The sequence below is a fragment of the Streptomyces sp. Ac-502 genome (assembly GCF_045222935.1).
Lineage (GTDB): Bacteria > Actinomycetota > Actinomycetes > Streptomycetales > Streptomycetaceae > Streptomyces > Streptomyces monomycini.
Window position 1 is genome coordinate 5251671 of sequence record NZ_JBHFFO010000001.1, and the last position, 25245, is coordinate 5276915.

General features: G+C 70.9%; 19 protein-coding genes, 1 tRNA gene and 2 pseudogenes. 9 read left to right on the forward strand and 13 right to left on the reverse strand.

Features of this window, described 5'->3' with window-relative positions; all coding sequences use genetic code 11:
• Positions 1–145: 145 nt before the first annotated feature.
• Complete coding sequence (locus ACEXOX_RS23700; RefSeq protein ID WP_406523086.1) at positions 146–910, forward strand: hypothetical protein; 765 nt, start codon at positions 146–148, stop codon at positions 908–910.
• A 547-nt stretch (positions 911–1457) separates the two neighbouring features.
• Here the strand turns inward: ACEXOX_RS23700 and ACEXOX_RS23705 are convergent.
• Both ACEXOX_RS23705 and clpB read right to left on the reverse strand, forming a co-directional pair.
• Positions 1458–1994 (reverse strand): YbjN domain-containing protein, encoded by a 537-nt coding sequence (locus tag ACEXOX_RS23705; protein WP_406523087.1) that lies wholly within the window; start codon positions 1992–1994, stop codon positions 1458–1460.
• A 172-nt stretch (positions 1995–2166) separates the two neighbouring features.
• Positions 2167–4806, reverse strand: coding sequence for an ATP-dependent chaperone ClpB (gene clpB, locus ACEXOX_RS23710; protein ID WP_406523089.1), 2640 nt, complete (start codon positions 4804–4806; stop codon positions 2167–2169).
• Positions 4807–5146: 340 nt separating this feature from the next.
• Here clpB and ACEXOX_RS23715 point away from each other — a divergent pair, with 340 nt between their 5' ends.
• Positions 5147–5551 (forward strand): pyridoxamine 5'-phosphate oxidase family protein, encoded by a 405-nt coding sequence (locus tag ACEXOX_RS23715; RefSeq protein WP_406523091.1) that lies wholly within the window; start codon positions 5147–5149, stop codon positions 5549–5551.
• A 112-nt stretch (positions 5552–5663) separates the two neighbouring features.
• Here the strand turns inward: ACEXOX_RS23715 and ACEXOX_RS23720 are convergent, their stop codons facing one another.
• Genes ACEXOX_RS23720 through dnaK form a run of 4 tightly spaced genes read right to left on the reverse strand, consistent with a single transcriptional unit; the run spans position 5664 to position 9864 of the window.
• Positions 5664–6116, reverse strand: coding sequence for a heat shock protein transcriptional repressor HspR (locus tag ACEXOX_RS23720; RefSeq protein WP_030025034.1), 453 nt, complete (start codon positions 6114–6116; stop codon positions 5664–5666).
• 5 nt (positions 6117–6121) lie between these two features.
• On the reverse strand, positions 6122–7306 hold the full coding sequence (gene dnaJ, locus ACEXOX_RS23725) for a molecular chaperone DnaJ (protein WP_406523093.1): 1185 nt from the start codon (positions 7304–7306) through the stop codon (positions 6122–6124).
• Between the two features lie 42 nt (positions 7307–7348).
• A complete protein-coding gene (gene grpE, locus ACEXOX_RS23730; RefSeq protein WP_406523094.1) occupies positions 7349–8011 on the reverse strand; it encodes a nucleotide exchange factor GrpE in 663 nt (220 codons plus the stop codon).
• A complete protein-coding gene (gene dnaK, locus ACEXOX_RS23735) occupies positions 8008–9864 on the reverse strand; it encodes a molecular chaperone DnaK (protein WP_406523096.1) in 1857 nt (618 codons plus the stop codon). The genes grpE and dnaK overlap by 4 nt, the downstream gene beginning before the upstream one ends.
• A gap of 349 nt (positions 9865–10213) precedes the next feature.
• On the opposite strand from dnaK, the gene ACEXOX_RS23740 reads away from it, so the two are divergent.
• The 5 genes from ACEXOX_RS23740 (at position 10214) to ACEXOX_RS23760 (ending at position 16675) form a co-directional block, all read left to right on the forward strand.
• Positions 10214–12469 (forward strand): heterodisulfide reductase-related iron-sulfur binding cluster, encoded by a 2256-nt coding sequence (locus tag ACEXOX_RS23740; RefSeq protein ID WP_406523098.1) that lies wholly within the window; start codon positions 10214–10216, stop codon positions 12467–12469.
• Between the two features lie 653 nt (positions 12470–13122).
• Positions 13123–13932, forward strand: a complete 810-nt coding sequence (locus ACEXOX_RS23745; RefSeq protein WP_406523100.1) for a trypsin-like serine peptidase — start codon at positions 13123–13125, stop codon at positions 13930–13932.
• Between the two features lie 185 nt (positions 13933–14117).
• Positions 14118–14972 (forward strand): hypothetical protein, encoded by an 855-nt coding sequence (locus tag ACEXOX_RS23750; RefSeq protein ID WP_406523101.1) that lies wholly within the window; start codon positions 14118–14120, stop codon positions 14970–14972.
• A complete protein-coding gene (locus tag ACEXOX_RS23755) occupies positions 14873–15127 on the forward strand; it encodes a helix-turn-helix transcriptional regulator (RefSeq protein ID WP_406526444.1) in 255 nt (84 codons plus the stop codon). Before ACEXOX_RS23750 ends, ACEXOX_RS23755 begins: the two co-directional genes overlap by 100 nt.
• A gap of 528 nt (positions 15128–15655) precedes the next feature.
• Entirely contained in the window at positions 15656–16675 is a 1020-nt protein-coding gene (locus ACEXOX_RS23760; protein WP_406526445.1) for a Yip1 family protein, read from the forward strand.
• 85 nt (positions 16676–16760) lie between these two features.
• Here the strand turns inward: ACEXOX_RS23760 and ACEXOX_RS23765 are convergent, their stop codons facing one another.
• The 3 genes from ACEXOX_RS23765 to dcd form a co-directional block, all read right to left on the reverse strand.
• Positions 16761–18269, reverse strand: coding sequence for a ricin-type beta-trefoil lectin domain protein (locus ACEXOX_RS23765; RefSeq protein ID WP_406526446.1), 1509 nt, complete (start codon positions 18267–18269; stop codon positions 16761–16763).
• Positions 18270–18476: 207 nt separating this feature from the next.
• The gene (locus ACEXOX_RS23770) at positions 18477–18974 is read right to left on the reverse strand and encodes a phosphoribosyltransferase (protein WP_030017816.1); all 498 of its coding nucleotides are present in this window, start codon (positions 18972–18974) and stop codon (positions 18477–18479) included.
• A 16-nt stretch (positions 18975–18990) separates the two neighbouring features.
• The gene (gene dcd, locus ACEXOX_RS23775) at positions 18991–19566 is read right to left on the reverse strand and encodes a dCTP deaminase (RefSeq protein ID WP_406523103.1); all 576 of its coding nucleotides are present in this window, start codon (positions 19564–19566) and stop codon (positions 18991–18993) included.
• A gap of 626 nt (positions 19567–20192) precedes the next feature.
• Between dcd and ACEXOX_RS23780 the strand changes: the two genes are divergently transcribed.
• Positions 20193–20266 (forward strand) — tRNA-Gly (locus ACEXOX_RS23780).
• Between the two features lie 289 nt (positions 20267–20555).
• Here the strand turns inward: ACEXOX_RS23780 and ACEXOX_RS23785 are convergent.
• A complete protein-coding gene (locus ACEXOX_RS23785) occupies positions 20556–20894 on the reverse strand; it encodes a MerR family transcriptional regulator (RefSeq protein WP_030017818.1) in 339 nt (112 codons plus the stop codon).
• 758 nt (positions 20895–21652) lie between these two features.
• Positions 21653–22468: a helix-turn-helix transcriptional regulator gene (locus tag ACEXOX_RS23790; RefSeq protein WP_406523105.1), complete on the reverse strand. Its 816-nt coding sequence runs from the start codon at positions 22466–22468 to the stop codon at positions 21653–21655.
• 71 nt (positions 22469–22539) lie between these two features.
• Between ACEXOX_RS23790 and ACEXOX_RS23795 the strand changes: the two genes are divergently transcribed.
• On the forward strand, positions 22540–23256 hold the full coding sequence (locus ACEXOX_RS23795) for an SDR family oxidoreductase (protein ID WP_406523107.1): 717 nt from the start codon (positions 22540–22542) through the stop codon (positions 23254–23256).
• A gap of 145 nt (positions 23257–23401) precedes the next feature.
• On the opposite strand, the pseudogene ACEXOX_RS23800 reads toward ACEXOX_RS23795, so the two are convergent.
• Positions 23402–23889, reverse strand: a pseudogene (locus tag ACEXOX_RS23800) (cupin domain-containing protein).
• 94 nt (positions 23890–23983) lie between these two features.
• Positions 23984–25179 (reverse strand): annotated as a pseudogene (locus tag ACEXOX_RS23805) (MFS transporter).
• Positions 25180–25245 lie beyond the last annotated feature (66 nt).

Consider the following 25245-nt stretch of genomic DNA (forward strand, 5'->3'; position numbering starts at 1 on the left):
GCGCCGCCGTCCAGCACCCGATCGGCCCACAGCCGCCCCACAGGGGTCGCGGGCCGGGCGGGCGGCACCGAGAGTCGTGGTGTCGGAGTGGGCCGGGCGCGCGGGGCCCGGTGGGTGACCGCCGCGCGCGTACCGGAGGTGTTCCGTGGCCGCCGAGACCGTCGACACCGCAGCCGCCGCAGCGCAACGGCCCGGTTCCGTACGCGTCCATGTCCGGGCGGCGCTGCGGCGCGCGGCGCCCGCCCTCGCGCTGTTCGCGGCCGTCCGCTGCGCCGGTGTCCTGTGCGCGGCGCTCTGGGCGTGGCACACCGGCCGCCACCCGCGGAACCTGCTGGGCGCCACCTGGGACTCCAACTGGTATCTGGGGGTGGCCCGGTACGGGTACGGCTCCCCGGCGCCCCACCACATGTGGCCGCCGGACCACCTCGCCGACCTGGCCTTCTTCCCCCTGTATCCGGGGCTGATCCGCGGCGTGTCCGCCGTCCTGCCGGTCGGCGCGCTGAACGCCGGGCTGCTGATCGCGTGGACGGCCTCGGCCGTGGCCGCCTGGGGGATCTTCGCGGTCGGCGCGCATCTGTACGGGCGACGGGCCGGAACGTTCCTGGTGGTCCTGTGGGCGCTGCTGCCGCACGCCGTCGTCGAGTCGCTGAGCTATACGGAGCCGCTGCTCACCGCGCTGGCCGCGTGGGCGCTGTACGCCCTGCTCACCGACCGCCCGCTGTGGGCCGGCGCCCTGGCGGTCCTGGCCGGTCTGGCGCGGCCGAACGGCCTCGCGGTGGCCGCGGCGGTCATGGTCGCGGCCGCGGTCACGGTGACGGCGGCCGTACGTACCTGGGGGCGCGGGCGCGGCCCGTACCGCCCCGTACTGCGGCGTGCACGCCCCTCTGGCCCTACTGGGCCGCGGCCCTGATCGCCCCCGCCGGCTGGCTCGGTTACGTCCTGTGGGTGGGGGTGCGCACCGGCGCCGGGCCGCGCGGCTACTTCCGGGTGCAGGGCATCTGGGGCTCGCGTTTCGACTTCGGCCGGGACACCCTGCGGTCCGTGAAGCGGCTGTTCCTGCACAGCGAGCCGCTGGTGCAGCACATGGCCGCCGCGGTCGTCGCCGTATCGATCCTGCTCCTCGTCCTGCTGGTGCTGGAACGGCCGCCCCTGCCGCTGCTCGCCTACACCGCGGTCCTGGTGGTCATGGCGCTGGGCGGCACCGGCTACTTCCTCCAAGCCGCGATTCCTGCTGCCGGCCTTCCCGCTGCTCGTACCGGCGGCGGTCGCGCTGGCCCGCGCCCGGCCGCGCTCCGTCGTCCTGGCGACGGGCTCGCTGGCCGCGCTCTCCCTCGGATACGGCGTGTACCTGCTGGCCATGGCGCCGCTGCCGCTGTGAACCGGCACCGGCCGCACACGGCGACGGGCCCCGGAGCGCATCGCTCCGGGGCCCGCCGGTCACCTGGCCACGGGAAGGCTCACGCCTCCGCGTCACCCGGCTTCTCGTCGCCTTCACCCTCGACGTCGGCCTCCAGGCCGAGCTGCTCGACGATCCACTTGTCGAACTCGATCGACGCGCGGACCCAGCTGACCGTGCTCGACACGAAGTGTTCGAGCGCCACGCCGGTGCCGATCAGCATCGACGCCTCGCCGATCAGCCGGACCGTGCCGTCGTCGTGGGTGTGGGTGTAGGCCTTGGGCCACAGCGTCCGGCGGTTCCAGTCGTCGAGCGCCTCCAGCAGCTTCGGCTTGTCGTCGATGCCGTGCGGGCGGTCGTAGAACGTGCGGACGGAGAAGATCTGCTGCTCCTCCTCGCCGCGGAACATGAAGTACGTGCGGAACTGCTCCCACGGGGCGGCGAGGTCACCCTCGTCGTCGACTACGTACTTCAGCTCCATCTGGTCGAGGAGCTGCTTGACCAGGTCCTGGTCGGGCAGGACGGGACCATCAGGCCCCGAGGGCTGCGGTTCGGGCTGGCCCCCGAAATTCGGGATCGAGGACGGGTCGATGCTCACCGTGGAATTCCCTTCGTATGGTCTCCGCCATCCTCTCCCATCCCGGCCCTGTCATGGCAAGCCCGCCGCCCACTCTCCGCTGCGGGCTAAAAACCCGGCGGGAGAGCCGGCGGCGGGACGCCTCGTGCGACGGCCGGAGGTCAGCGGTGCGGTTCCGGCGGTCCGGTGCGGCTCACCGTACGGGAGCGACCGCCAGCGACCTGCCGTCCTCGGCGACATCCACCCGTACGGTGTCGCCGTCCCGCACCTCGCCCGACAGGATCGCCTTGGCCAGCTGGTCGCCGATGGCCGTCTGGACCAGGCGGCGCAGCGGGCGCGCCCCGTAGGACAGGTCCGGCGCGCTCTGCGGCTGGTCCGCGACCGGCTCCTGGCCGAGCCAGGCGAGCCAGGTCAGGGCGCGGTCGGTGACGTCCAGTGTCAGCCTGCGGTCGGCGAGCCGGCGCTGCAGGTGGCCGAGCTGGATGCCCGCGATCCGCTGGAGCTGGTCGGTGCCGAGCGGGTGGAAGACCACCAGGTCGTCCAGCCGGTTGAGGAACTCGGGCCTAAACGACGTCCGTACCGTCTCCAGGACCTTCTCCTTCTTCTGGTCCTCCTTGAGCAGGGGGTCCATCAGGAAGTTCGAGCCCAGGTTGGAGGTCAGGATCAGGATCGTGTTGCGGAAGTCGACGGTGCGGCCCTGGCCGTCGGTGAGCCGTCCGTCGTCCAGGACCTGGAGCAGCACGTCGAAGACCTCGTGGTGCGCCTTCTCCACCTCGTCCAGCAGGACGACGCTGTACGGGCGGCGGCGGACCGCCTCGGTGAGCTGGCCGCCCTCCTCGTAGCCGACGTAGCCGGGCGGGGCGCCGACCAGCCGGGCCACGCTGTGCTTCTCGCCGTACTCGCTCATGTCGATGCGGACCATCGCCCGCTCGTCGTCGAAGAGGAAGTCGGCGAGCGCCTTGGCCAGTTCGGTCTTGCCGACACCGGTCGGGCCGAGGAAGAGGAAGGAGCCGGTGGGGCGGTCCGGGTCGGCGATGCCGGCGCGGGTGCGGCGCACCGCGTCCGAGACGGCCCGTACGGCCTCGGTCTGGCCGATCAGCCGCTTGCCCAGCTCGTCCTCCATGCGCAGCAGCTTCTGCGTCTCGCCCTCCAGCAGGCGTCCGGCCGGGATGCCGGTCCAGGATCCGACCACGTCCGCGATGTCGTCCGGGCCGACCTCCTCCTTGACCATGGAGGACTTGGCGTCCTGGGTCGCCTCCTGCTCGGCCTCGGCCGCGGCGGCCTCCTCCAGCTCCCGCTCCAGGCCCGGGATCTCCCCGTACAGCAGCTTGGAGGCGGTGTCGAAGTCGCCGTCGCGCTGGGCGCGCTCGGCCTGGCCGCGCAGCTCGTCGAGCCGTTCCTTCAGTTCGCCGAGGCGGTTGAGGCCCTGCTTCTCCTTCTCCCAGCGGGCGGTCAGGCCGCGCAGCTCCTCCTCCTTGTCGGCGAGGTCCTTGCGCAGCTTCTCCAGGCGCTGCACGGAGCCGGCGTCGGTCTCGTTCTTGAGCGCCAGTTCCTCCATGCGCAGCCGGTCGACGGAGCGCTGGAGCTCGTCGATCTCCACGGGCGAGGAGTCGATCTCCATGCGGAGGCGGGAGGCGGCCTCGTCGACGAGGTCGATGGCCTTGTCCGGCAGGAAGCGGGAGGTGATGTAGCGGTCGGAGAGGGTGGCGGCGGCGACCAGCGCGGAGTCCGCGATCTGCACCTTGTGGTGGGCCTCGTAGCGGCCCTTGAGACCGCGCAGGATGGCGACCGTGTCCTCGACGGTCGGCTCGGCGACCAGCACCTGCTGGAAGCGGCGCTCCAGCGCCGGGTCCTTCTCGATGCGCTCGCGGTACTCGTCCAGGGTCGTCGCGCCGACCATCCGCAGCTCACCGCGGGCCAGCATGGGCTTGAGCATGTTGCCCGCGTCCATGGCGGAGTCGCCGCCGGCGCCGGTGCCGACGACCGTGTGCAGCTCGTCGATGAAGGTGATGATCTGGCCGTCGCTGGACTTGATCTCCGCCAGTACGGTCTTGAGGCGCTCCTCGAACTCGCCGCGGTACTTGGCGCCCGCGACCATCGCGCCCAGGTCCAGGGCCACCAGCCGCTTGTCGCGCAGCGACTCGGGCACGTCACCCTTCACTATCCGCTGCGCCAGGCCCTCGACGACGGCGGTCTTGCCGACGCCGGGCTCGCCGATGAGCACCGGGTTGTTCTTCGTGCGCCGGGAGAGCACCTGCACCACGCGGCGGATCTCCTGGTCACGGCCGATGACCGGGTCCAGCTTGCCGTCGCGCGCGGCCGCCGTGAAGTCCGTACCGAACTTCTCCAGCGCCTTGTAGGTGCCCTCCGGGTCCGGGGTGGTGACCCGCCGGCCGCCCCGGCTGTCCTCGAAGGCGCTCAGCAGCTTCTTGGCCGTGGCACCCTGCTGCGCCAGCAGCTCGCCGGTGCGGCCGCCCTTGGCGGCGATGCCGATGAGCAGGTGTTCGGTGGAGATGAAGTCGTCACCCAGCTCCTTCGCGCGCTGCGCGGCGTCGGCGATGACGGCCAGGGTGTCGCGGTCGGGCTGCGGCGGGGCGACCGTGGAGCCCTGCACGCTGGGCAGGGCGGCCAGCTGGCGCTCGGCGCCGGAGCGCAGCGCGGCGGCGTCCGCGCCGACGGCGGCCAGCAGGTCGGTGATGTTCTCGTTGTCCGCGCCGGCGAGGAGGGCGAGCAGCAGATGCACGGGGGTCATGTCCGCGTGTCCCGCCGTCACCGCCCGCTCGTTGGCGGCGCTCAGCGCCTCACGGCTCTTGTTGGTCAGCTCGGCGTCCACTCGCGCGCTCCTCCTTGGGCCAGATGCGTGATCGTGCCGTGGTCCGGCAGCGAACCTGCTCAGCTCAACGTCCGATAAGTTGAGTCTATTCCACTCAACGCGGTTCCGGGGCGCCGGCGGCATCTTCCCGGCATCTTTCGGTTTCCGGCCCTTCTCCGGGTGCACCGGACGGCCCGGATCATGCCGTCGCCGTGGCGGAACCTGCCGAAGTCAGACGCCCTTCCCCGGCGCCGTACGAGGGCGCCACGGTGTCTTCACGCCTCCTCCACGTTCCCTGCGCTGTCCCTTTGCAGACCCTCCGCACGGCACCCCCACAGGATCCCCAATTACTCTTCCGGTCATGGCCCACGACCTGGACGACCTCAGCCCCGAGTACCTCGCCTTCTGGAGCGAGCACCTCATGTGCACGCTGACCACCCTGCGCCCCGACGGCACGCCGCACGTCGTCCCGGTCGGTGTCACCTTCGACGCGAACCAGCGCATCGCCCGCGTGATCACCCGCAAGGACAGCAACAAGGTCGGCCATGTCCTCGCCGGCGGCCCGGACGGCGCCCGGGTCGCGGTGTGCCAGCTGAACGGCAGGCGCTGGGCCACCCTGGAAGGCGTCGCCCGGATCCGTACGGACGCGGACGTGGTGGCGGACGCGGTACGGCGCTACGCCGAGCGGTACGGACGCACCCCGGCCCCTAAGCCGGACCGGGTGATGATCGAGATCACCGTGCACAAGGCGCTGGGCCGGGCGTAGCGCACCGGTACTCGGCCGCCGGGGAACGCCGGGCGGCCACCACGGCTGTTGAAACGGCGGCGGGGCCGGGGCGCGCTGTGCGCCCCGGCCCCGCTCCGCGAACATCGGCGGTCTACTCGGACCGCTTCTTCGGACGCCACACGACCAGCGCGCCGGCCTGCTGCACGTCCTGATAGGGCACCAGGTCCCGGCGGTACGAGGCGTGCACCGCCGCCTCCCGCTGCTGGATGGTGGCGGCCGCGCCCTCGACCGCGTGCTGGAGCTCGGCGACCCGCTGACGCAGGGCCGTGACCTGGTTCTCCAGCTCGATGATGCGCTTGATGCCGGCGAGGTTGATGCCCTCGTCCTGCGACAGCCGCTGCACTTCCCGGAGCAGTTCGATGTCCCGGGAGGAGTAGCGCCGGCCGCGCCCCGCCGTACGGTCGGGCGAGACCAGCCCCAGGCGGTCGTACTGACGCAGGGTCTGCGGATGCAGACCCGAGAGCTGAGCCGCGACGGAGATGACGTACACCGGCGACTCTTCGGTCAGTTCGTACGGGTTCCGACGCCCGCCCCGGCCATCCATCCGACTCAAGCTCCCTTCGCGGCCTGGAACAGCTCCGCCCGCGGGTCCTCACCCGCGGTCGCCTCGCGGTAGGACTCCAGCGACTCCCGTGCGGTGTCGCCGAGGTCCTTGGGGACGCTCACCTCGACGGTGACCAGCAGGTCGCCACGGGTGCCGTCCTTGCGCGACGCTCCCTTGCCGCGCACGCGCATCGTACGTCCGTTGGGAGTCCCGGCCGGGAGCTTGAGCGTCACCGGCGGGCCGCCGAGTGTCGGCACCCGCACCTCGCCGCCCAGCGCCGCCTCCGGGAAGGTTACCGGGACGGTGACGGTCAGGTTGTCGCCCTTGCGGCCGAAGACCGGATGGGCCTCGACGTGCACGACGACGTACAGATCGCCGTTCGGGCCGCCGCGCTCGCCCGGGGTGCCCTTGCCGCGCAGCCGGATGCGCTGCCCGTCGGAGACACCCGCCGGGATCCGCACCTGCATCGTGCGCGAACTGGTCGCCCGGCCGCTGCCCTTGCAGACGTCGCAAGGGTTCTCCGCGATCAGACCGCGGCCCTTGCAGTCCACACACGGGTCGGTGAGCGAGAATCCGCCACCGCCGCCGCGGCTGACCTGCCCGGTACCGACGCAGGTCGGGCACACGCGCGGCGTGCCGTTCTTGTCGCCGGTGCCGGAGCACGTCTTGCAGGGCGCCTGGCTGGACATCCGCAGCGGGACCGTGGCCCCGTCCGCCGCCTCGGTGAAGCTGAGCGTCACCTCGGACTCGACGTCCTGGCCGCGGCGCGGCTGCGTACGCGTACCACCGCCGCCGCGGTTGAACAGACCGCCGAAGACATCGCCGAGCCCGCCGCCGAAGCCGCCGCCCGCCGTGCCGCCCTGGGCACCGCCGCCGCCTCCGAAGAGGTCGCCGAGGTCGAAGTTGAACGATCCGCCACCGGCGCCGCCGGGGCCGGCGCGGAAGCCGCCGTTGCCGAACAGCGCCCGCGCCTCGTCGTACTCCTTGCGGCGCTTGGGGTCACCGAGGATGTCGTTGGCCTCGGAGATCTCCTTGAAGCGCTCCTCGGCCTTGGCGTCCCCCTTGTTGGCGTCCGGGTGGAACTCCCGGGCCAGCTTGCGGTACGCCTTCTTGATCTCCGCCTCGGTGGCGTCCTTCGGGACGCCGAGGACCTTGTAGTAGTCCTTCTCCACGAAGTCCTTGGTGTTCATCCCCGACGTCCCTCCTCCCGAACTGCTTCTTCCGTCGCCGCGTCAGCCCTCTTCCGGGCCACCGCTCTCCTCGTCCGAAGCCTTCACGTCTTCCTCACCGGCGGCCTTGCCGGACTGCGCGCCCGGCTGCGGCTCGGCGACCGCGACCCGCGCGGGGCGGATCGTTCGTTCACCGATGCGATACCCCGGCTGGAGGATGGCGACGCACGTGGTCTCCGTGACATCCGGAGCGTACGAGTGCATCAGGGCCTCGTGGATCGTCGGGTCGAAGGGCTCGCCCTCCTTGCCGAACTGCTGGAGGCCCAGCTTCGCGACCACCGTCTCCAGCGACTCGGCCACCGACTTGAAGCCGCCGACCAGCTCGCCGTGCTCCCGGGCCCGCCCGATGTCGTCGAGCACGGGCAGCAGCTCGGTGAGGAGGTTCGCCGCGGCGATCTCCTTCACCGACACCCGGTCCCGCTCCACCCGGCGACGGTAGTTCTGGTACTCCGCCTGGAGCCGCTGGAGGTCCGCGGTGCGCTCGTTGAGCGCGGTACGCACCTGGTCCAGCTGCGCCGTGGCGGCTACGTCCTGGTTCGTCTCCCCGGCCGGGGCCGAGCCCGCCGTGTCGGCGGACTCGGCCTGCGCCGCGTCATCAGGGGTCTGTGCGGCTTCGGCGGGGACGTCGGGCTTCTTGTCGTCAAAGCCCGGAGTCTCCTCCGTCACGCGGCACCGTCCTTCTTGGGCTTCTCGTCGTCGACGATCTCGGCGTCCACGACATCGTCCTCGGGCTTGGCCTGCTGGCCGCCCGCGGCACCGGCGGCGCCCTCGGCACCGCCCGCGGCCTGCGCGTCGGCGTACATGGCCTGGCCCAGCTTCTGGCTGACCGCGGCGACCTTCTCGGTCGCGGTGCGGATCTCGGCCGTGTCCTCGCCCTTGAGCTTCTCCTTCAGCTCGGCGACGGCGGTCTCGACCTCGGTCTTCACCTCGGCGGGGACCTTCTCCTCGTTGTCCTTGAGGAACTTCTCCGTCTGGTAGACGAGCTGCTCGCCCTGGTTACGGGACTCGGCGGCCTCGCGGCGGCGGTGGTCCTCGTCCGCGTACTGCTCGGCCTCCTGGCGCATCCGGTCGACCTCGTCCTTCGGCAGCGAGGAGCCGCCGGTGACGGTCATCTTCTGCTCCTTGCCGGTGCCGAGGTCCTTCGCCGCGACGTGCATGATGCCGTTCGCGTCGATGTCGAAGGCGACCTCGATCTGCGGCACGCCGCGCGGGGCCGGGGGCAGACCGGTCAGCTCGAACATGCCGAGCTTCTTGTTGTACGCCGCGATCTCGCGCTCGCCCTGGTAGACCTGGATCTGCACGGAGGGCTGGTTGTCCTCGGCGGTGGTGAAGATCTCCGAGCGCTTGGTCGGGATCGTCGTGTTCCGCTCGATGAGCTTGGTCATGATGCCGCCCTTGGTCTCGATACCGAGGGACAGCGGGGTGACGTCCAGCAGGAGGACGTCCTTGACCTCACCCTTGAGGACACCGGCCTGCAGCGACGCGCCGATGGCGACGACCTCGTCCGGGTTGACGCCCTTGTTGGCGTCCTTGCCGCCGGTCAGCTCCTTGACGAGCTCGGCGACGGCCGGCATCCGGGTCGAGCCGCCGACCAGGACCACGTGGTCGATCTCGGACAGCTCGATGCCGGCGTCCTTGATGACGTTGTGGAACGGGGTCTTGCAGCGCTCCAGGAGGTCCGAGGTGAGCTGCTGGAACTGCGCCCGGGTGAGCTTCTCGTCCAGGTGCAGCGGGCCCTCGGCGGAGGCGGTGATGTAGGGCAGGTTGATCGTCGTCTCGGTGGACGAGGACAGCTCGATCTTCGCCTTCTCCGCGGCCTCGCGCAGGCGCTGGAGCGCCATCTTGTCCTTGGAGAGGTCGACGCCGTGGCCGTTGTTGAACTGCTTGACCAGGTAGTCGACGACGCGCTGGTCCCAGTCGTCACCACCGAGGTGGTTGTCGCCGTTGGTCGCCTTGACCTCGACGACACCGTCACCGATCTCCAGCAGCGAGACGTCGAAAGTACCGCCACCGAGGTCGAAGACCAGGATGGTCTGGTCGTCCTTCTCCAGGCCGTAGGCCAGGGCCGCGGCGGTGGGCTCGTTGACGATGCGCAGGACGTTCAGACCCGCGATCTCACCGGCCTCCTTGGTGGCCTGGCGCTCGGAGTCGTTGAAGTAGGCCGGAACGGTGATGACCGCGTCCGCGACCTTCTCGCCGAGGTAGGCCTCCGCGTCCCGCTTCAGCTTCTGCAGGATGAAGGCGCTCATCTGCTGCGGGTTGAAGTCCTTGCCGTCCAGGTTGACCTTCCAGTCAGTGCCCATGTGGCGCTTGACCGAACGGATCGTCCTGTCGACGTTGGTGACCGCCTGGCGCTTCGCGACCTCGCCGACCAGCACCTCGCCGTTCTTGGCGAAGGCGACGACGGACGGCGTGGTCCTGGCGCCCTCGGCGTTGGTGATGACGGTGGGCTCACCGCCTTCGAGAACACTGACGACGGAGTTCGTCGTGCCCAGGTCGATGCCGACCGCACGTGCCATTTCGATTCCTCCAGTGACTTGAGTGGAACAGACTCAAGCGTGCAGCACCATCGCCAGCCTGTCAATTGACCTGAGCCGCGCCCGCTCAACTTTTATGTCGGGCTTATCGTCACTCCCTCTTCGGGGGACGCCACTCGGGGTGGGAAGGGTTGCCTGCGCGACACAGATCACCGGCCGGGCGGCTTCATGGCGCTCGGGATACTGGGTAACCTCAGCGCAGACCCGAAAAGTTACTGCTTAGTAATCGCTGTAGTCCTTGTACCGCGGACTCCGCGTACCCCTCGTACGTACGCGCAGCCCCTCAAGTATTCCCCGTAACCCCCGCACTCGCAGGCCCGAGGAGCCACCCATGCAACTCGCCGCGATCATCGTGTCGCTGGTCCTAATCGCGGTCGGCGTAGCACTGTTCGGCCGTGCCATCCTGCAGATCGTCCGCCAGCTGCGGCTCGGCCAGCCCGTACCGGCCGGCACCCGGACCGACGACCCTACGCGCCGCACGGTCACGGTGGTCAAGGAGTTCCTCGGCCACACCCGGATGAACCGCTGGGGCGTCGTGGGCGCGGCGCACTGGTTCGTGGCGGTGGGCTTCTTCTCGCTGCTGCTGACGATCGTCAACGCGATCGGCCAGCTCTTCAAGGCCGACTGGCTGCTGCCCGTCGTCGGCGAGTGGGCGCCGTACAACGTCTTCGTCGAGTTCATCGGCACGATGACGGTGCTCGGCATCCTGGCCCTGATCGTCATCCGGCAGCTGAGCAAGCCGGGCAAGCCGGGCCGCAAGTCCCGCTTCGCGGGCTCCAACTTCGGCCAGGCGTACTTCGTCGAGGCCGTCATCCTCATCGTCGGCGTCTGCATCTTCATGCTGCACGCGCTGGAGGGCGCCCAGCACCACGTGGACGGTTACGAGGCGTCGTTCTTCATCTCGTACCCGGTCGTCTCGTGGCTGGAGGGCATGGACGTCGCGACGCTCCAGAACCTCACCTACTTCTTCGCCGGCCTGAAGATCGCCACCTCCTTCATCTGGATGATCACGGTCGCGCTGAAGACCGACATGGGTGTGGCCTGGCACCGCTTCCTCGCCTTCCCGAACATCTGGTTCAAGCGCGAGGCCGACGGCGACGTCGCGCTCGGCGCGCTCCAGCCCATGACCAGCGCGGGCAAACCGATCGACTTCGAGGACCCGGGCGAGGACGACCAGTTCGGCGTCTCCCAGGTCGAGCACTTCTCCTGGAAGGGCCTGCTCGACTTCTCCACCTGCACCGAGTGCGGCCGCTGCCAGTCGCAGTGCCCCGCCTGGAACACCGGCAAGCCGCTGTCGCCGAAGCTGATGATCATGGCGCTGCGGGATCATGCGCACGCCAAGGCCCCGTACCTGCTCGCCGGCGGCGGCAAGGACGAGGAGGGCGCCGAGAAGGCGACCGCCGCCCAGCTCAAGGACGTCCCCGCGGCCGCGCTGGCCGAGGCCGAGCGCCCGCTGATCGGCACCCTCGAAGAGAACGGCGTCATCGACCCGGACGTCCTGTGGTCCTGCACCACCTGCGGCGCCTGCGTCGAGCAGTGCCCGGTCGACATCGAGCACATCGACCACATCGTCGACATGCGCCGCTACCAGGTCATGATCGAGTCGAGCTTCCCCAGCGAGGCCGGCACGATGCTGAAGAATCTGGAGAAGAAGGGCAACCCCTGGGGCCTCGCCAAGAAGCAGCGCCTGGCGTGGACCAAGGAGGTCGACTTCGAGGTCCCGGTCGTCGGCAAGGACGTCGAGGACCTCACCGAGGTCGAGTACCTGTACTGGGTCGGCTGCGCGGGCGCCCTGGAGGACCGCGCCAAGAAGACCACCAAGGCGTTCGCCGAGCTGCTGCACATCGCGGGCGTGAAGTTCGCGATCATGGGCGGCGACGAGAAGTGCACCGGTGACTCGCCGCGCCGCCTGGGCAACGAGTTCCTGTTCCAGCAGCTGGGCGCGGAGAACGTCGCCTCGCTCAACGCGGCCTTCGGCGAGGACGACGAGGACCCGGCGACGAAGAAGCCGAAGTCCGCGAAGAAGATCGTCGCGACCTGCCCGCACTGCTTCAACACGATCGCGAACGAGTACCCCCAGCTGGGCGGCGAATTCGAGGTCATCCACCACACCCAGCTGCTCCAGCACCTGATCGACGAGGGCAAGCTGGTCCCCGTCACTCCGGTCGAGGGCCTGATCACCTACCACGACCCCTGCTACCTGGGCCGCCACAACAAGGTCTACACACCGCCGCGCGAGATCATCGCCAAGGTGCCGGGCCTGCGCAACGAGGAGATGCACCGCCACAAGGAGCGCGGCTTCTGCTGCGGTGCGGGTGGTGCGCGCATGTGGATGGAGGAGCGGATCGGCAAGCGCATCAACAACGAGCGTGTCGACGAGGCGCTGTCCCTCAACCCGGACATCGTCTCCACCGCCTGCCCGTTCTGCCTGGTCATGCTGACCGACTCCGTCAACGGCAAGAAGAACGACGGCAAGGCGAAGGAGTCCGTCCAGGTGGTCGACGTGGCGCAGCTGCTGCTGGACTCCGTCAGGGCTCCGGTGGGAGGTGCCCCGGCGGAGGCGGATGTGGCGGAGCCGGTGAAGTAGCGGCCGGTCTTGTGCTCGGCCGGCGGCCGGTTCTGCTTCGGCGGGGCCGGTCGTCGGGGTTTTGGGGTTGACCGTGGCTCGCGTTGCGTTCGTTGTGGGGACGGGGGCGCGCAGGGGGCCAACTCCTCGGCACCGTGCACGTCCACCGCTTGAACATTGGGGACGCAGATACCCGGCTGCCTGCGGGGATGGCCCCCTACACGCCCCCTCCGGCCGGTTCGGCGAGCCGAGGTCGGTGGGGGGAATTTTTCGATCACACTGGTGCCCGCACCCCTGGGGGTGAGGCGCACGAGGTGGAGGCGGGAAGGCGGGCCGCTGTACGGCGGTGAACCGCGCGCGCCGGGCCAGCGGGCGCGGCACCATGCCTGTAAATGTGCCCAGCCCGATCGCTCCGATAGTCGCCGTACGGCCAGGGCTCGGGGACACGTAGGGGCTCCCCGCAGGCAGCCGGGTATCTGCGTTCCCTTATGTACCTGACGTGGACGTGCACGGTGCCGAGGAGTGACCACTGCGGGGCCCCGAGCCCCCACCCACCGGACCCAAGCGCAAGACGCGAGCACCCACCCGGCCAAACCTGAAGACGCGCGCCCCCACCCACCGCCCCCTCGCGCGCAACGCGCGCAGCGCAGCCGTCACGACGTACCGTCCCGTACATGAGATCCGCTTCCGCCGCTCTTGCCACAGCCGCCGCGCTCACCGCACTCGTCACGCTGGCTGGTTGCGGCGGCGCGTCGCGGGCGGCGGATCCCGCGCAGCCGTCCGCCCGGCCCTTCGAGGGCCTGCCCTTCACCGGTGTGCTGATCGCGGACGGCGAGCACTACTGCACCGCGAGCGTCATCGACAGCCCGAAGGGCAACATGCTCGCCACCGCGGCGCACTGCGTGCACTTCCAGGGCGAGGACGCGTCCGAGGGGTACGAGCCCGGCCCGATCACCGGCGACATACAGTTCGCGCCACGCTTCTCCGGGGCCGGGGAGGGCACGTTCCCGTACGGCAAGTGGAAGGTCAGCGGAGTCCACGTGCCCACGGCATGGACCGAGGAGGACGACGACCGCGGCGACTACGCCTTCCTGACCGTCGAGCCGGACGCCCAGGGCCGCTCCGTGCAGGAAGTCGTCGGCGCCGCCACCCCCGACTGGTCCTCGGGCCCCGACCGCCACGTCACCGTCGTCGGCTACCCCAACGAGTCGTACAACCCCGGCAACCGCCCGATCACCTGCACCACGGACACCCGGCGCGACGACGACGAGCCGTACATGCTCCAGATGCGGTGCGGCGGCTTCTACGACGGCACCAGCGGCGGCCCCTGGCTCGCCGACCACCACGACGCCCACCGCCCCGGACGCCTGATCGGCGTCCTGAGCGGCGGCGACACCGACGCCGAGTCGACGGCCGTGCTCTTCGACAAGGGGGCGCGGGAGCTGTACGAACGGGTGGCGCGGGGCGCGGCGAAGTCGGCCTGACCGGTACGGGCACATCGCGTCCCGGCCAGTGCGCCGTACACGGAAGGCCCGTACGCGGAAATCCCGTATACGGATATTCCGCCCCGCCATCCGAGCGTGCACCTATTCTTTCCCCCGTGCGCAGGTGAGGCAGCAGAGGCCGGACGGACGGTTCTGTCTGCCCGGGGGAAAGGGGCGTACTGAACATGTCTGCGGAGCCGGGGGCCGCCGTCCCGCCGGTGCCCTCGGTCCTGTCCCTGCGGACGGCGGACCTGGACGAGGCGCGGTGGGCGATCGCCGAGACCTTCTACGCCAGCCGCATCGACCAGTTGTCGCGGGACGACGACCTGGGCGCGTGCTTCGACGTCGTGCGGTTCGGGGCGGTCACCGTCGGGGAGGTGGGGTTCGCCGCCGAGCTGCGGCTGCGGTTCGGGGAGTTGGGCGCGTACCACGTGGACGTACCGCTGAGCGGCTCCATCCAGTGGCGGCAGGGGGCGCGGGAGCCGCGGACCACCACACCGGACCGGGCCGGCGTGTTCCAGCCGGACGGCGTCACCACCATCGACCGGTGGAGCGGCGGGTGCCGGCTGCTGGCGGTGAAGATCCGTACGACGGACCTCGAACAGCATTTGCAGCACCTGCTGGGCAGGCCCGTCCGCACGCCGGTGCGCTTCGCCCCCGACCTCGACGTGTCCCGGGGCCCGGGACTCGGCTGGGCGCGGCTGGTGCGGACCGCCGTACGGGACATCCAGGACGCGGGCGAGCTGATGCGCCAGCCGCTGGTCGCGGCCCCCTTGCAAGAGGCGCTGCTGAGCGGCCTGTTGCTGGCCGCCGACCACCCGCACCGCGAGGAATTGACCCAGCCGTCGGCCCCGGCGGCGCCGCCTACCGCCCGGCGCCCGTCAAGCGCGCGGTGGACGCCATCCAGGGGCAGCCGGAGCATCCCTTCGACACCGCCGAGCTGGCCGCCGTCGCACGGGTCAGCGCGCGGTGGCTCCAGGAGGGGTTCCGCCGGCACGTCGGCATGTCGCCGATGGCCTATCTGCGCGACGTACGGCTGAGCCGCGTACGGGACGAGCTGCGGCGGGCGGGGCCGGGGGAGCTGAGTGTGGGCGAGGTGGCGTACCGGTGGGGGTTCGTACATCTCGGGCGGTTCGCCCGCAGTTACCGGGAGCGGTTCGGGGAGTCGCCCTCCCAGACGCTGCACGCGCCGTGAGCGTGCGGCGCACCGAGTGCAACCCGGGGGGCGTGCCCCCGCGACGAACACGCAGCGTGATCCGGATACCGGCTGCGCAGAATGGATCATGCTTCTGCCTCCGCACCGCTACGGTCTGGAGTGCCAGGGCCGAGTCGGCGACACCGATGCGTTTGCCCGTCAGTGCACACCGACGGTGGCATTCACCGGTGGCCGACCCCTGGGTGCCGGCCGGTATCCCCCCGTAACCGCAGCCGGACCCCCACCCATGAGGTGTCGGACCGCGACGGTCCGGCGCCTCATGGGCCGGTGGAACCACCGCGCCGGGCCGCTCTCCGCGCCGTCCACTCACACCCCCTCCCCCTCCCCTCCCCCTCCCTGACCTCCCCCGCACCCCCTGTCTCCCCCGCACCCTCCGTGTCCCCTCGGGGATCCGCCGCCGCTCCCCTAGGGGATGTCACAGGTCGGCAGCAAAGCCGCCCCCGGGCCCCCGGGCCCGGCCACGCGGCCTCCGAGACCAGGTACGTTCGACGCGTGGCTGGATTCAGGATGGGTCGCGGACGGGACGCCCGCTCCGCGCAACAGGGGCAGCAGCAGGGGCAGCAGGCTCCGTACGGGCAGCAGGGACAGCCGTACGGGCAGCAGCCCCCGTCTCCGCACGGGCAGTGGCAGCAGCAAGCGCACCGGCCGCCGCAGCCCCCGCAGCCGTACGGCGGACCGCATCCCGCAGGCCCGCACGGCGGCGACCGGCACGGCGAGCCCGAGTACTTCGGTGACGGCGGCTACCAGCCGCAGCAGCAGTCCTACGCCCCGTACGCCAACGACAACAGCCCGGGCCACACGCAGCAGTTCTGCGTCGGCGAGGCCCCGGACGCGTACGGCCCGCCCGGCGGGCCGTCGAACGGCCGGTACGACAACGGCGGGTACGCACCCGGCGGCCCCAACGGTCCCGGCGGCCCGTACGGCGACGACGGGTACGGCGACGGCGGTACCTACCGCGCGGGCCGGACGTCGGCCCCGCCGGCCGGCCCCCGCCTGCCCTGGAAGCAGCTGCTGACCGGCCTGGTCACCCGCCCGAACCCGACGTTCTGGCAGATGCGCGACCACCCGGTGTGGGGCCCGGCCCTGATCGTCACGTTCGTCTACGGCCTGCTCGCGGTCTTCGGCTTCGACAAGGCCCGTGAGGACGTGCTGAACGCCACGCTCTCCAACAGCATCCCCTGGGTGCTGATCACCGCCGTGATGTTCGTCATCGGCGGTCTGATCCTCGGGGCGGTCACCCACACCCTGGCCCGCCAGCTCGGCGGCGACGGCGCCTGGCAGCCGACCGTCGGCCTGTCCATGCTGATCATGTCGGTCACGGACGCGCCGCGGCTGCTCCTCGCGATGTTCCTGGGCGGCGACAGCACGCTGGTGCAGGTGGTGGGCTGGGCCACCTGGCTGGCCGCGGGCGCGCTCTTCACCTCGATGGTGAGCAAGTCGCACGACCTGCCGTGGCCCAAGGCGCTGGGCGCCTCCGCGATCCAGCTGGTCGCGCTGCTGGCCCTGGTCAAGCTGGGAACGCTCTGACCGTACGCAGCTTTCGACCGTACGCCCCGCCGTGCACGCCAGGCCCCGCTCCGCACCCGGAGCGGGGCCTTTCGCATGCGGAGCGCTACACGAACCGCTGCGCCGCCGATCCGTCGCACTTCTGGAGCCGTACCGCGTCCTTGGCCGAGCCCAGCGTCAGGCACAGCCCCGGCGCGGCCGCCGGCCGGACCGACCCGCTCGCGGCGTCCTTGGTGAACTGCTGGTTGGCCGCGCCCGAGCAGTTCCACAGCACCAGGCCGGCCCCGGCCTCGTACTTCGCGCCCGGTACGTCCAGGCAGCGGTCCTGCGTCAGCCCCACGTGCACGGAGCGGCGCTGTGTGTCGTGCCACCAGTCCTGGTTCCGCTGCCCGTTGCAGTCCCAGCCCAGCACCGCCGTACCGTTACCGCTGCTCGCGCCCTTGGCGTCCACACAGCTGCCGGTAGCGGCGTTCTTCAGCGGCTTGTACACGTCGTCCCAGGCCAGCGGGTACAGCTGCGGCTGCCCGGTGCCGACGGGGTCGGCGCAGGACGCCTCGCGCCGGTCCGACGCGTAGAGCTGCGTGAGGCAGGAGGCGAAGGCGGCGTGGCCGCGCGCGTTGGGGTGGAAGGACTGCCGTACGGAGTTGGCGTTCGGCGGGAAGGGGTTCGCCAGGTCCACGTACAGGCCGCGGGCCCAGGTGTCCTCCATGCAGACCTCGTGCCCGTGGAAGAGCCGCGAGTTGTCGAGGTACGTCGCGCCGGTGTCGGCCGCGACCTTCCGCATCCCCTTCTCGAAGGTCGGTACGGCCGTGTCGCGGCCCCATGCCGAGTCGGAGGTGTAGCCCGTGCACCCGCCCGGCAGTTTGCCCGGGAAGTTCGGGTTGTCCTCGATGTCCGGGCCGATGGGGCTCGGGTAGCCCATCACGACCAGCTTGTAGTCGCCGTCCGCGTACCCCGCGTCGCGCATCACGGTCCGCAGATCGCGCACGCTCTTCTCGACCTTGGGCACCAGCGCGTCGACCCGGCCCTGCCACCCCGGCTGGTACTTCGGCTCGCACGGCCCCTGGAGGGTGAACCAGCGGGTGACGCAGTCCGTCATCACCGGCCCGAACTGGAGGTCGTCGTTGGCCCCGGCGACCAGCAGCACCATCTTCAGCCGGGTGTTCCTGGCCTTGATCGCCAGGCTGTCGCTCTGCACCAGCTCGGCCGCGTACTGCTTCGTACCGCCGATGTTGATGTTGCCCGTGTACGCCCCGGAGCAGGCGACGTTGTACGTCACGTCCGCCGCTATCCCGGTCCGGTGGACGGCCGCGTCGGGCGAACGGTGGCACCAGTTGTCCGGCCCGTTCGTCCCGGGCTCGTACGTCCCCACCCCCTCCCCCGATATCTCACTGTCCCCCAGCGAGATCAGGGACGACTTCCGCTGCCCGACCGGCCGCTCGGCCGCGTCCCCGTACAGCTTGACGGCCTCGGCCGCCCGGATCTTCTCCAGTTCGGGCGGCAGCGGCCTGGCCGCCGCGGAACCGGCCGGGGCGGCCACCGCCGTACCGGCGCCCACCCCCGCGACTCCGCCCGCTCCGCCGAACCCCACCGCCAACACCGCTGCGGCGGCCATCAGCCGCCCCGCTCTCACACGCACCCCTGGGCCTCCCGGCTTCCGGTCTGCTGTCTCCGCCGGTTTCTACTCGTAAGTAGTCACCGGTGGAACAGCCGGAACGGGATTGGCCCGAATTCACAGCCCGCGCTCTGAACAACAAGAAGCGCACCGGGCCCGTCACCGCCCGATGCGCTTCCCAGCGCCCCTACACGTCTCCGACAGCCCTCAGGCGTCGAGGACCTGCCCCTCGCGCCGCACCACCGGCGGCTCGACGCTCCACGGGAAGTTGATCCACTCGTCCGTGCGCTTCCACACGTACTCGCACTTGACCAGCGAGTGCGACTTCTCGTAGATCACCGCGCTGCGGACCTCGGCCACCGTCCCCAGACAGAAGTCGTGCACCAGCTTCAGCGTCTTGCCGGTGTCGGCCACGTCGTCCGCGATCAGCACCTTCTTGTCCGAGAAGTCGATCGCGTTCGGTACGGGCGCCAGCATGACCGGCATCTCCAGGGTCGTACCGACGCCCGTGTAGAACTCCACGTTCACCAGGTGGATGTTCTTGCAGTCCAGCGCGTACGCCAGGCCGCCGGCCACGAAGACGCCGCCGCGCGCGATCGACAGCACGATGTCGGGCTCGTACCCGTCGTCGGCGATCGTCTGCGCCAGCTCACGGATCGCGCCGCCGAAGCGCTCGTACGTCAGGTTCTCCCGCACACCACTCACTGGTTCTCTCGCACTCTCAGACCTGGGTCCGGTGAAAATTCTGGAACGACCGCGAGGGCGTCGGCCCCCGCTGGCCCTGGTACCGCGAGCCGTACTTGGCGGAGCCGTACGGGTGCTCGGCGGCCGACGTCAGCCGGAACATGCACAGCTGCCCGATCTTCATACCGGGCCACAGCTTTATCGGCAGCGTCGCGACATTGCTCAGCTCCAGCGTGACATGTCCGCTGAAACCCGGGTCGATGAAGCCGGCCGTCGAGTGCGTCAGCAGCCCCAGCCGCCCCAGCGAGCTCTTCCCCTCCAGCCGCGAAGCAAGATTGTCGGGCAGCGTGATGACCTCGTACGTCGACGCCAGCACGAACTCGCCGGGGTGCAGGATGAACGCCTCGTCCCCCTCCGGCACCACCTCGCGCGTCAGGTCCTGCTGCTCCACGGCGGGGTCGATGTGCGGGTACCGGTGGTTCTCGAACACCCGGAAGTACCGGTCGAGGCGCACATCGATACTCGACGGCTGCACCATCGACTCGTCATAGGGATCGATGCGGACCCGGCCCGCGTCGATCTCGGTCCGGATGTCCTTGTCTGAGAGAAGCACGCATCGAGGATACGCGCCCGCCCCCACCCTCCCCGCACACCACCGCCCGGCCCGGCCCCGCCCCGCCGCACGACGAGGGTCCGCGCCCGCCCCTCCGTACGACGAGGGCCCGGCCCCCACCACAGGGGACCGGGCCCTCGCCCACACATCTCACAGCCGCTCCACCGGCTGCCGTCCGTTTCGCCTCCGGCCCACCGGGGACCGCCGCCCGACGGCGTACGGTCAGCGCCCGGCGCCCTCGACCTCAGCGCTTCTCGCACCCCACCGGCACCGAATGCCGCAGCCGCGCGCAGCGCGGACACCGCAGCAGCCGGGCGGGGCCGAGCCGGTCCGTGGTCTGCATGGGAAACGAAGCGGTGCTGAACACGTGCCCCTCGGCACAACGTACGACGGTGCGCTCCATCAAGTCCTCTCCCGAATGCGTGGACAACAAAAGCCACATTAGGGGATGAACTGGGCGCCACCACACGCGGCACTCCGCGCCCCCACCGTACGCCCCAACTCCCGCACCCCACACCGCAACCCACCCCGGACACACCACCGGACCCCACGGCCAACTGCACCGGGGGTCCGCGATGGGGTAGAGTGTGCGACGCTGCACCGCCCTCACTACGGGCGGCGCTCAAGCGGGTGTAGTTTAATGGTAGAACATGAGCTTCCCAAGCTCAGAGCGCGGGTTCGATTCCCGTCACCCGCTCCATGACGAAGTCCCAGGTCAGCGACCTGGGACTTGTTTGTTGTCCGGACCGGTTCGGGGCCGCGTGCCCTTCGCGTGCCGCAAAGTGCCGATCGGCGTACGGAGTTGACGGCCGCAGCCCTCTCCCGAGCGGCCTGGCTTCCCGGTCTGTCCGGGCGTGGCGCGCTCGTGGCCGGAGGGCCGCTTCTGGTCTGGGGGTCCGGGGAGGCCGAGGCGTCCGGAACGCTGTGCGCTCCGGACATCGTGCGCGGCCGGGGGCCTGGGCTTTTGTGGAGGTTGCCGGCCCGTCGTCTCAGGTCGCGGTGGACTGGTCCGGCGGTTCGGCGGCGCGGCGGTATTCGGCGTTGATCCGCTGGGCTTCTTCGAGCTGGTCTTCGAGGATGATGATGCGGCAGGCGGCCTCGATGGGGGTGCCCTGGTCGACGAGTTCACGGGCGCGGGCGGCGATGCGCAGTTGGTAGCGGGAGTAGCGGCGGTGGCCGCCGCTGGAGCGGAGCGGGGTGACCAGGCGCGCTTCGCCGATGGCGCGGAGGAAGCCCTGAGTGGTGCCGAGCATTTCGGCGGCCCGCCCTATGGTGTAGGCGGGGTAGTCCTCGTCGTCGAGCCGGCCGTACGAGTCGTCTGCTGTCATCGAACCTCTCTTGTGGAACGCGTCGAGGGGCCCGGGTGCCGTACTGGCACCCGGGCCCCGAAGGAACTGCTACACCATCTGCCGGCCTTGGTCGTGCGCCGGCCTTCTGTGTCCGCCGGCCCGGCCGAAAAGCTGCCGGGACTGCGGGGATCGCGGTTGCTTGACCGGAGACCACCTCACTATCGGATGTCCTGCGGTACCCGGGTTCACACTGTCCGCCCGGGCGATCCTGATGGCGACCGCTCCTCCGTTCTTCCCTCAGTGATCAACTGCTCTACTGCGTACTACGGTGTTGCGAACTGCTCAGCGGCCTGTGCCAGCGCCGCTCTCCGGCAGCCTGGCCTCCTCGCCCATCCTGCGGCGTGAGGCTCACTGCCTTACGTTCCGGTGCGCGCGCCTGCAGCCGACGCCTTCACCGGGTCCTGCTCACGGCGGCCCCTGATCACTACGGGCCACCCGCTGCGGCCGTCAGCCCCGTCGCCGTCCTTACCAACCCTGGCTTCGGGACTCCACCGCCGCACCGTCCTGCGTGCTGCATCTGCGGATCCTGCTGCCCGGCAGTTCGTCTCTGCCGGGCCCTGCGGTCTCTCTGGGTTACGAGAAAAACCATAGCTACGGTACCGCCCAATGTCTACCCCCGCCGACATAGATTTTTGCGTGTTGGGTGCGGAGGTAATCGGCTTCGGGCGGTGACGGGGCAGGGGCCCGGCCGCACCGCCGGAGTGCCGGGCCGGCGAGACCTGTGCGCGTCCTTCGTTTCAGGTCGCCTGCGCGGCCAGGCTCCGCAGGGCCCGCTCTGCCGGCGATCCGGGGTCGGCCGTCATCAGAACGACCTCCTGGTCGTCCTCGGGCACGAGCAGGACGTCACAGTGCAACCGGAGCGCACCCGCCTCCGGGTGGTCCAGGGTCTTGGTGCGGTGCCCGGGAGCGTGGACGGGACGCGCCTCCCAGATCTGCCGGAACTCCGCACTTCCGGCGTGCAGTTCGGCCAGCAGCGTGGCCAGGTGCGGGTCCTGCGGGTAGCGGTCCGCGGCCCGGCGTAGCCGCGCCACCACGATGTGCCCGAATTCCTCGGCGCTGGAGCTCTCGTGCATCCGCCCCTGGCCCAGGAAGCGGCACCGGGCCAGGTTCGTCGTCCCGCCTCCGAGGTCGGCGCCGAGCAGTGCCCGGGCCAGGGGGTTGTGGGTGACCACGTCATACACCGCGTCAGTGACGATGGCGCCGGTCTCCGGCAGCCGCTCCAGCATCCGGGCCACGTGCGGGCGCACCCGCCGCACGGCACTGATGCCAGGCGGCGCGCTCGAACCCGCCAGGCGGAACAGATGGCTGCGCTCGGCGGGCGTGAGCCGCAGCGCGCGGGCCAGCGCGTCCAGGATCCGGGCCGATGGCCGCGGCCCCCGGGCCTGCTCCAGCCGCGTGTAGTAGTCGACCGACATGTGGGCGAGGTCCGCCACCTCTTCGCGGCGCAGGCCCGGGGTGCGGCGGTCGGTGCCCGTCGTCACCAGGCCGATCTCGTACGGACGCAGGGCCGCCCGGCGGTTCCGCAGGTAGTGGGCAAGCTCCTGCCGCGCCATGATGCCTCCTCCCACTGCCTGGTACAGGCTGTCCCTGGCAGGGCACCCGTACCCGGGGAAGCCTGGTCGCCATGAACGAACGCACAGCTCTGGTCACCGGTGCCAACAAGGGCATCGGCCAACATATCGCCCGGCTGCTCGCCGCCGAGGGCCTCATCGTGTACGTGGGCTCCCGTGACCCCGGGCACGGGCAGCGGGCCGTCGAGGAGATCGGAGCCGGGGCCCGCCTGCTGGTCCTCGACGTGACGGATCCCGACGGCGTCGCGCAGGCCGCGGCTCAGGTGGACCGGTTGGACGTGCTGGTCAACAACGCCGGCATCTCGCCGTCGCTCACCCCGCCGGCCGGCACCGGCGTCGAGGAGTACCGGCGCACGTACGAGACCAACGTGTTCGGGGTGGTGGCGGTGACCAATGCCTTCCTGCCCGCCCTGCGCCGGTCCCCGCGCCCGCGCATAGTCAACGTCTCCAGTGGCACCGCGTCGTTGACCTGGAGTACGACCCCCAACCCCCAGTTCACCCCGGGCAGCGGCGGGGGCGCCGCCTACCGGTCGTCCAAGGCCGCCCTCAACGCCCTCACCGTCCTCTACGCCCAGACGCTGGCCGAGGACGGCTTCAAGGTCAACGCGCTCGCCCCCGGCCTGCGGGCCACCGACCTCAACCCCCGGGCCGCCGCGGCCGGCGGCGACCCGGCCGAGGCCGCGCAGGGCGCCCTGCGCCTCGCCCTGCTGCCCGACGACGGCCCCACCGGCGGCTTCTTCTCCTGGGACGGAACGCCCGTGCCCTGGTGATCAGTCATGGGCGGCGTCGCGGTCAGGCCGGCGGCCAGGGCTCGGGGTCGGTTTCCGCCACCCGCTCCACAGACGAAGGCCCAGCTCAAGGAGTCGGTCTCCGAGCTGGGCCTTCGGGTGGTCCGGGGCCGGGCCCCGGGTGGGGTCAGGCCGCGATGGTGGTGAGCTGTTCGATGCCGTGGCGGTTGCGGAGGGCGACGATGGCTTCGGGGGCGGCCTGGTTGTTGACGAGGTCGGAGAGTTCGCGGAGGTAGTCCTCGTGGCCGGCCGGGAAGGACAGGAACAGCATCCTGGCTTCGGCGTCGGTCGGGTTGGCGAAGGCGTGCGGGCAGCCGGGGGTACGAAGATCATGCTGCCGGGGCCGGCCCGCAGGACGGAGCGGCCGTCGCGGGAGCGCCACTCGCGCCAGTTGCCGCCGGTGATGCTGACCGGTTCAAAGGCGAGGAGGTCGAGTTCGCCCTCCAGGACGTAGAAGAGTTCCTCGCCGTGGTCGTGGCGGTGGGCGCCGACGTCGAAGCCCGGGGGGACGACGACCTCGAATGCCGAGTTGAGCTTGGCGTCCTTCGCGGAGACCTTCACCTCGATCCGGAGTCCGCCGATCGTGATGCGGTCGCCGTCGCCCCGGTGGAGCATCAGGCCGTCGGTCGCTTCTGAAGCTGCCGGTGCTGCCGGTGCGGTCGGCGCTCCCGGCGCTGCTGGTGTTTCGGGCATTGCTGCCTCCGTTCGGTCAGTTCTGATTGTTCAGCTGGGGCTCGGGAACCGGCAGGGCCCCGGGGCCCTGTCCGCGGCGGGTGGCCGCGGTGACGACGACGGCCAGGACGAGGCCGACCACGGCGAGCAGGGCACCGAGCCAGACCGGTGCGGTGTAGCCGAAGCCGGCCGTGATGACGAGGCCGCCCAGGTAGGCGCCGAGGGAGTTGGCGATGTTGAACGCGGACTGGACGGACGCGGAGACCAGCGAGGCGCTGTCGGGGGCCTTGCTCATGATGTAGGTCTGCATGATCGGGCCGAGGCTGAAGCCGGCGACACCGGCCGCGAAGAGCCCGAGGGCCGCGGTGATCTTCAGCGGGGCGGCGAGGGCGAACAGCGCCAGGACGACGGCCAGTACCGCCAGGGCGGTGTAGAGGCTGGGGACCAGGGCGCGGTCGGCGGCGCGGCCGCCGATGACGTTGCCCACCGTCATGCCCACGCCGAGCAGGACCAGGAGATAGCTGACCGAGGTGGCGGAGAAGCCGCTGGCCTCGGTCAGCAGGGGGCGACGTAGCTGTAGACGGTGAAGATGCTGGCGAAGCCGACGGTGACGGTGCCCAGCGCCAGCCAGACGTCGCCGCGGCGGAACGCGGCGAGTTCGTCGCGGACGGAGGTGGGGGCGGCCTTCGGCTGCCGGGGAATCATGAGCGCGATGGCGATCACGCTGAGGACGCCGATGGCGGCGACGACCACGAACGCGGAGCGCCAGCCCAGCGTGGTGCCGAGGTAGGTGCCGAGGGGTACGCCGGCGATGTTGGCCAGGGCGAGGCCGAGGAACATCATCGACACCGCCTTGGCGGTGCGGTCGGCGGAGACCATGCCCGCGGCGACGACCGCGCCGACGCCGAAGAAGGCCCCGTGCGGAAGCCCCGCCACGAACCGTGTCACCAGCATGACCGGTTCGTTGGGGGCCAGCGTGGTGGTGACGTTGCCGATGGTGAACAGCGCCATCAGCGACAGCAGGGTGGTCTTGGCGGGCAGCCGCCGGGCGGCCAGGGTGAGCAGCGGGGCGCCGATGACGACCCCGAGGGCGTACGCCGAGACCAGGTATCCGGCGTCGGGGATGGAGACGTCCAGGTCGTGCGCGACGGTCGGCAGCAGGCCCATCACGACGAACTCGGTGGTGCCGATGCCGAAGGCGGCCAGGGTGAGTGCGGCCAGTGCTAGGGGCACGGGTCCTCCTGCGGGGAGCGGACGGGGCGGCGGTGGGGGTCCCGGCCGGGGCCGTGCGGGCCGTGC